The sequence below is a fragment of the Bradyrhizobium sp. genome (assembly GCF_049581145.1).
Classification (GTDB): Bacteria; Pseudomonadota; Alphaproteobacteria; order Rhizobiales; family Xanthobacteraceae; genus Bradyrhizobium.
The window spans coordinates 1-6798 of sequence record NZ_JBAURI010000281.1; the positions used below are offsets into that span (position 1 = coordinate 1).

The window sequence follows — 6798 nt, forward strand, 5'->3', positions numbered from 1 at the left end:
ATCGCCGGCGGCCCGATGCGCGCGGTGTTCGAGACGCTCGGCATCCAGGACGTGGTGGCGAAGTCGATCGGCTCCTCAAATCCCTACAACATGGTGCGGGCGACCTTCGATGCGCTCAAGCACCAGGATTCGCCGCGTTCGGTCGCGGCGCGCCGCAACATCAAGGTGTCCACCCTGCAGGCCCGCCGCGTCGGCGGCGATGCCGAGGTGGCTGCCGACTAGACACCTGCGCGCAAGCGCCTTTCGGAGTTACGATAATGGCCGCAAAGACGATCAAGCTCGAGCAGATCGGCAGCCCGATCCGCCGCCACCACTCGCAGCGTTCGACGCTGATCGGGCTGAAGCTCAACAAGATCGGCCGGATCACCGAACTGCCGGATACGCCGGCGATTCGCGGCATGATCGAGAAGGTCCACCACCTCGTCCGCATCGTCGACGAGCAGCAAGCCGGCATGTGATCCCGGGACCTGGGAACCGGTTTTCGGCCAGGATCGCGCGCCAAGAGAATATGCGAAGAGACAAGGGAAGCGAACGATGAAGCTCAGCGATATCGCCGACAATGCCGGCTCGCGCAAGAAGCGCATGCGCGTCGGCCGTGGCATTGGCTCGGGCAAGGGCAAGACCTCCGGCCGCGGCGGCAAGGGCCAGACCGCGCGCACCGGCGTGCGCATCAAGGGCTTCGAGGGCGGCCAGATGCCGTTGCATCGCCGTCTGCCGAAGCGCGGCTTCAACAACATCTTCCGGCTCGATTTCGTCGAGGTGAATCTCGATCGCATCCAGCAGGCGATCGACGCCAAGCTGCTCGACGCCGGCGCGGTCATCGATGCCGAGTCACTGGTCAAGTCGCGCGTGCTGCGGCGCGCCAAGGACGGCGTTCGGCTGCTCGGCCGCGGCGAGATCAAGGCCAAGGTCACCATCGAGGTGCATGGCGCCTCGAAGGCTGCGGTTGCGGCGGTCGAGAAGGCCGGGGGCAGCGTCAAGATTCTCGCGCCCGCGAAGCCGGAAGCCGGCGAGGCGGCGTAACATCTGCGTCATTGCCCGCGCCGGCGCATGATCGCTTGCGCTTGACGATGGACTTATCGGTGCCAACCACCAGATAATGTCCGCTATCTGGCTGTTGGACCGCCGCCGGCGGGTATGATGGCGCAGGGACGAGGACGGCGGGAGAAAGCCAAACATGGCCTCAGCAGCGGAACAACTGGCGGCAAACCTCAATTTCGGGGCGTTTGCCAAGGCCGACGAACTGAAGAAGCGCATCTGGTTCACGCTGGGCGCGCTGCTGGTCTATCGGCTGGGCACCTACATCCCGCTGCCCGGCATCGATCCGACCATCTGGGAACAGGTGTTCAAGACCCAGTCCGGCGGCATTCTCGGCATGTTCAACATGTTCGCCGGCGGCGGCATCCACCGCATGGCGATCTTCGCATTGAACATCATGCCGTACATCTCGGCTTCGATCATCATTCAGCTGCTGACCACGGTATCGCCGCAGCTCGAAGCGCTGAAGAAGGAGGGCGAGGCCGGCCGCAAGATCCTGAACCAGTACACCCGCTACCTCACCGTGCTGCTGGCCGCGTTCCAGTCCTACGGTATCGCGGTGGGGCTGGAGGGCGCCGGCAACGTCGTCACTGATCCCGGCATGTTCTTCCGTCTCTCGACCGCGATCACGCTGACCGGCGGCACCATGTTCCTGATGTGGCTCGGCGAACAGATCACCTCGCGCGGCATCGGTAACGGCATTTCGCTGATCATCCTGTCCGGCATCGTCGCGGAACTGCCGACGGCGCTCGCCAACATGCTGGAACTGGGCCGCCAGGGCGCGCTGTCGACCGGGCTGATCCTGATCGTGATCGTGATGGCGGTCGCCGTCATCGCCTTCATCGTGTTCATGGAGCGCGCGCAGCGCAGGCTCCTGATCCAGTATCCAAAGCGTCAGGTCGGCAACAAGATGTTCGAGGGCCAGTCCTCGCATTTGCCGCTGAAGCTGAACACCTCGGGCGTGATCCCGCCGATCTTCGCCTCGTCGCTGCTGCTGCTGCCGACCACGGTCGCCAATTTCAATGCCGGCAAGGGTCCGGCCTGGTTCCAGTGGATCACCACCCAGCTCGGCCACGGCCGGCCGCTGTTCCTGGTGCTCTATCTGACGTTGATCGTGTTCTTCGCGTTCTTCTATACCGCGATCGTGTTCAATCCGACCGAGACCGCCGACAACCTCAAGAAGCATGGCGGCTTCATTCCAGGCATCAGGCCCGGCGAGCGCACCGCGGAATACATCGATTACGTGCTGTCGCGCATCACGGTGCTGGGCGCGATCTATCTGGCCATCGTCTGCCTGATTCCGGAAATCCTGATCTCCTATGCCTCGGTGCCGTTCTACTTCGGCGGGACGTCGCTGCTGATCGTGGTCAGTGTGACCATGGATACCGTGGCGCAGGTCCAGGGCTACCTGCTTGCCCATCAATATGAAGGGCTGATCCGGAAATCGAAATTGCGCGGCCGCAAGCGATGACGGCAGAGCTGGCGCGCGCCGGATCGCCGGCGCGATCGGCCCGCCACTCGTTTACCGGCTCGGACGTGCCGTTCCGGTTCCTGGCGCAGGTGCAGCGCCAGCCTTGAACCCTCTCGCTAAGTGGCCGTGCGCGACGTTGACCGTTGCGGATGGCCTTACCGCGGTGTCCGATGATCCCCGAAGTATTTTTTCTCGAGCGGCCGGATGCTGCCTATAATCAGATGTTGCCGTTGAAATGTGTGGTGGATCGGCGATGATTGTGGTTTGCACTTTTCTTGATATTAAAACACCGATGCGCGGCATGTCGCATTCCTGAGCCGGGGGGCAAACACCGATGAGACTGATACTTCTGGGGCCACCGGGGTCGGGCAAGGGAACACAGGCGCAACGGCTGGTACAGCGCTACGGCATCGTCCAGCTCTCCACCGGTGAAATGCTGCGCGCGGCGGTCGCCGCCCAAACGCCGGTCGGGTTGAAGGCGAAGGACATCATGGCGAGCGGTTCGCTGGTGCCGGACGAGGTGGTGGTCGGCATCATTTCCGACCGGATCGATCAGCCGGACGCGGCCAAGGGCTTCATCCTCGACGGGTTCCCGCGCACGGTCCCGCAGGCCGAGGCGCTCGACGCGCTGTTGAAGCACAAGCACCTGCAGCTCGACGCCGTGGTGGAGCTGCGCGTCAACGAGAGCGCGCTGTTGCAGCGCGTCGAAACCCGTGCCGCGGAGACGCGAGCCCGCGGCGAGGAAGTGCGCGTCGACGACACGCCGGAAGTGCTCACCAAGCGCCTGGCTGCCTACCGGTCGCAGACCGAGCCGCTGATCCACTATTATTCGGAGCGGCGCAAGCTGTTGACGGTCGATGGCATGATGACCATCGAGGAGGTCACGCGCGAGATCGACCGGATCCTGACGGCGATCGGCGCGGCGGACAGCAAGGCCGCCGCCAAGAGACCGAATCCCGCCAAGCGGAGTGTCAAGACGACAGCTACGGAGACGGCAGCCACGAAGGCGGCGAGGGCGCCGGCCGGTGCCGCCAAGAAGGCAGCCCGAGGCGGCGCAAAGTCGGCCGCCAAACGCGGCGCCGTGGCCAAAAAAGCTGGAAAAGCCGCCAAACGGGGTCCTCTTCGGACCAAAAAGGCTGCCGCCAAGACGGCGGTGCGCAAACCGGCCAAAAAGGTCACGAAAAAGCGAGCTAAAGGCTAGAATCAGTTGACGAAACCGGGTTCGATCCTTTAATAACCCGCATCCAAATCGGATAGTTTTATGACGATGCCGGGCCCCAAATGAGCAAGAGGGGCGGGTGTCGTGTTCGCGTTTGCGGACGCCTGCCCGAGAAAACAAAGGCTTAGAGACCGATTCCCCGAAGGGATCGGTGACAGGAGAGACATTCGTGGCCCGTATTGCCGGCGTGAATATCCCGACCAACAAGCGCGTCCTGATCGCGCTTCAATACATCCATGGCATCGGCCAGAAGAGCGCGGCCGACATCATCGAGAAGGTCAAGATCCCCGAGGATCGTCGCGTCAGTCAGCTGAGCGACCAGGAAGTGCTGCAGATCCGCGAAGTCATCGACCGCGACTACGTCGTCGAGGGCGATCTTCGTCGCGAGACCGGCATCAACATCAAGCGGCTGATGGATCTCGGCTGCTATCGCGGCCTGCGTCATCGCCGTGGTCTGCCGGTGCGCGGTCAGCGCACCCATACCAATGCGCGCACGCGCAAGGGACCGGCCAAGTCGATTGCCGGCAAGAAAAAGTAGTCTGGCGGGTTGCGAGCGGCGAATGGCGCGTAGGGGGATGATCCTTGCTACTGGCTGTTCGCCACGCGCCATTCGCATCTGAGGTGTAGCCGCTGGCACGACGGCGGCGTTGATATCGCTAGGAAAGGTTCTCTCAATGGGCAAGGAAGCCACCCGCGTCCGCCGCCGCGAGCGCAAGAATATCGCCTCCGGCGTCGCGCATGTGAATTCGTCATTCAACAACACCACCATCACCATCACCGACGCGCAGGGCAACACCATTGCCTGGTCGTCGGCCGGGACGATGGGTTTCAAGGGGTCGCGCAAGTCGACTCCCTATGCCGCGCAGGTCGCGGCGGAGGACGTTTCCAAGAAGGCGCAGGAACACGGCATGCGCACGCTGGAAGTCGAAGTCGCCGGTCCCGGGTCGGGCCGCGAGTCGGCGCTGCGCGCGCTGCAGGCCGCGGGCTTCACCGTCACCTCGATCCGCGACGTGACCACGATCCCGCACAATGGTTGCCGGCCGCGCAAGCGACGCCGGGTTTGACGTTCAACCTCGTCGGCGGTGCCGCTGCTTGCGGGGGTTTTGCGATTTTGAGATGGCCCGCGGACTGATCCGCGACTCCAACGCCAGCCATTCAGTCGGCAATTGAGCTGGCCCGAGGTGAAACAGTGACGATCCAGAAAAATTGGCAAGAACTTATTCGGCCCAACAAGCTCCAGGTGACTCCGGGCCATGACGCCAACCGGTTTGCGACCCTGGTCGCCGAACCGCTCGAGCGCGGCTTCGGCCAGACGCTGGGCAACGCGCTGCGCCGCATCCTGTTGTCCTCGCTGCAGGGGGCCGCGGTGCAGTCCGTGCACATCGACGGCGTGCTGCACGAGTTCTCCTCGATCGCGGGCGTTCGCGAGGACGTCACCGATATCGTGCTCAACATCAAGGACATCGCGATCAAGATGCAGGGCGAAGGCCCCAAGCGCATGGTCGTGAAGAAGCAGGGGCCGGGCGCGGTCATGGCGGGCGATATCCAGACCGTCGGCGACGTCGTGGTGCTCAATCCGGACCTGCAGCTCTGCACGCTGGATGACGGTGCCGAGATCCGCATGGAGTTCACGGTCGCCACCGGCAAGGGCTACGTCGCCGCCGAGCGCAACCGGCCCGAGGATGCGCCGATCGGCCTGATCCCGGTCGACAGCCTGTTCTCGCCGGTGCGCAAGGTCTCCTACAAGGTCGAGAACACCCGCGAGGGCCAGATCCTCGACTACGACAAGCTGACCATGACGATCGAGACCAACGGCGCGATCTCGCCGGAGGATTCGGTGGCCTATGCCGCGCGCATCCTGCAGGATCAGCTCAACGTGTTCGTCAACTTCGAAGAGCCGCGCAAGGAAGTCACCCAGGAGATCATTCCCGATCTCGCCTTCAACCCGGCCTTCCTCAAGAAGGTGGACGAGCTCGAGCTGTCGGTCCGTTCGGCCAACTGCCTGAAGAACGACAACATCGTCTATATCGGCGACCTCGTGCAGAAGTCGGAAGCGGAGATGCTGCGCACCCCGAACTTCGGCCGCAAGTCGCTGAACGAGATCAAGGAAGTGCTGGCCCAGATGGGCCTGCATCTCGGCATGGAGGTGCCGGGCTGGCCGCCGGAGAACATCGACGAGCTGGCCAAGCGCTTCGAGGATCATTACTGAGCGAATATGATTAGCGAACGGGGAGTGGCGAATGGAAAATCACTCGCTGCTCGCCATTCACCTCGCTCCTCGGGCGAACGCAGGCGGCCCACCTGAGCAAACATGTCCGACGAACCGTCGCGGCAGACAGACATCCAAGGAATAGACAATGCGTCACGGCAAGGTTCATCGGAAACTCAATCGCACGGCCGAACACCGGCGCGCGATGTTCGCCAACATGTGCGCGGCGCTGATCAAGCACGAGCAGATCGTCACGACGCTGCCGAAGGCCAAGGAATTGCGCCCGATCGTGGAGAAGCTCGTCACCCTCGGCAAGAAGGGCGGCCTTGCCATGCGCCGGCAGGCGATCAGCGAGATGCGCGACCTCGACATGACCCGCAAACTGTTCGACACGCTCGCCACCCGCTACAAGGACCGGCAGGGCGGCTATACCCGCATCATCAAGGCCGGCTTCCGCTATGGCGACAACGCCGCGATGGCCGTGATCGAGTTCGTCGACCGCGACGTCGATGCCAAGGGCCAGGATTCCGGCCCGGCGCAGGGCGCGGAAGCGGCGTAAGCCTTCTTACGATGCTGGTTGCAAAAGCGGCGCTTCAGGCGCCGCTTTTTTATTGCTGCAAACCGTCATGTATTGGCGTCCGATTGCGCTGGCCGGTGCGGCGCACGATATCTCCAGAAAAACCGATGGAGGCATCCCAATGAACATCGATCTTTCCGGAAAAACCGCGATCGTCACCGGCTCGACGGCCGGGATCGGCTACGCCATCGCCAAGGGCCTCGCGGCTTCGGGCGCAAGCGTGGTGCTCAACGGCCGCAGCCAGGCCAAGGTCGATGCCGCCGTCGCCAAGCTCGAGACTGCGG

The 6798-nt window shown here is 63.5% G+C and carries 9 protein-coding genes and 1 pseudogene; all 10 read left to right on the forward strand.

Annotated features, from left to right (window positions below):
- Window positions 1-222, forward strand: a pseudogene (locus WCB02_RS09315) (30S ribosomal protein S5); the annotation flags it as partial.
- Between the two features lie 35 nt (window positions 223-257).
- Window positions 258-458 (forward strand): 50S ribosomal protein L30, encoded by a 201-nt coding sequence (gene rpmD, locus WCB02_RS09320; protein ID WP_423957716.1) that lies wholly within the window; start codon window positions 258-260, stop codon window positions 456-458.
- Window positions 459-534: 76 nt separating this feature from the next.
- Window positions 535-1023: a 50S ribosomal protein L15 gene (gene rplO / locus WCB02_RS09325; RefSeq protein ID WP_423957717.1), complete on the forward strand. Its 489-nt coding sequence runs from the start codon at window positions 535-537 to the stop codon at window positions 1021-1023.
- Window positions 1024-1177: 154 nt separating this feature from the next.
- Window positions 1178-2509: a preprotein translocase subunit SecY gene (gene secY, locus WCB02_RS09330; RefSeq protein WP_423957718.1), complete on the forward strand. Its 1332-nt coding sequence runs from the start codon at window positions 1178-1180 to the stop codon at window positions 2507-2509.
- A gap of 334 nt (window positions 2510-2843) precedes the next feature.
- On the forward strand, window positions 2844-3710 hold the full coding sequence (locus WCB02_RS09335) for an adenylate kinase (protein WP_423957720.1): 867 nt from the start codon (window positions 2844-2846) through the stop codon (window positions 3708-3710).
- Window positions 3711-3897: 187 nt separating this feature from the next.
- Window positions 3898-4266, forward strand: a complete 369-nt coding sequence (rpsM, locus tag WCB02_RS09340; protein ID WP_423957722.1) for a 30S ribosomal protein S13 — start codon at window positions 3898-3900, stop codon at window positions 4264-4266.
- 136 nt (window positions 4267-4402) lie between these two features.
- Complete coding sequence (gene rpsK, locus WCB02_RS09345) at window positions 4403-4792, forward strand: 30S ribosomal protein S11 (protein ID WP_007603045.1); 390 nt, start codon at window positions 4403-4405, stop codon at window positions 4790-4792.
- Between the two features lie 107 nt (window positions 4793-4899).
- Entirely contained in the window at window positions 4900-5937 is a 1038-nt protein-coding gene (locus tag WCB02_RS09350) for a DNA-directed RNA polymerase subunit alpha (RefSeq protein WP_423957728.1), read from the forward strand.
- Between the two features lie 148 nt (window positions 5938-6085).
- On the forward strand, window positions 6086-6496 hold the full coding sequence (gene rplQ / locus WCB02_RS09355; protein ID WP_423957727.1) for a 50S ribosomal protein L17: 411 nt from the start codon (window positions 6086-6088) through the stop codon (window positions 6494-6496).
- A 139-nt stretch (window positions 6497-6635) separates the two neighbouring features.
- Window positions 6636-6798: SDR family NAD(P)-dependent oxidoreductase (locus WCB02_RS09360; RefSeq protein ID WP_423957729.1), on the forward strand; the 163-nt coding region annotated here is incomplete at its 3' end.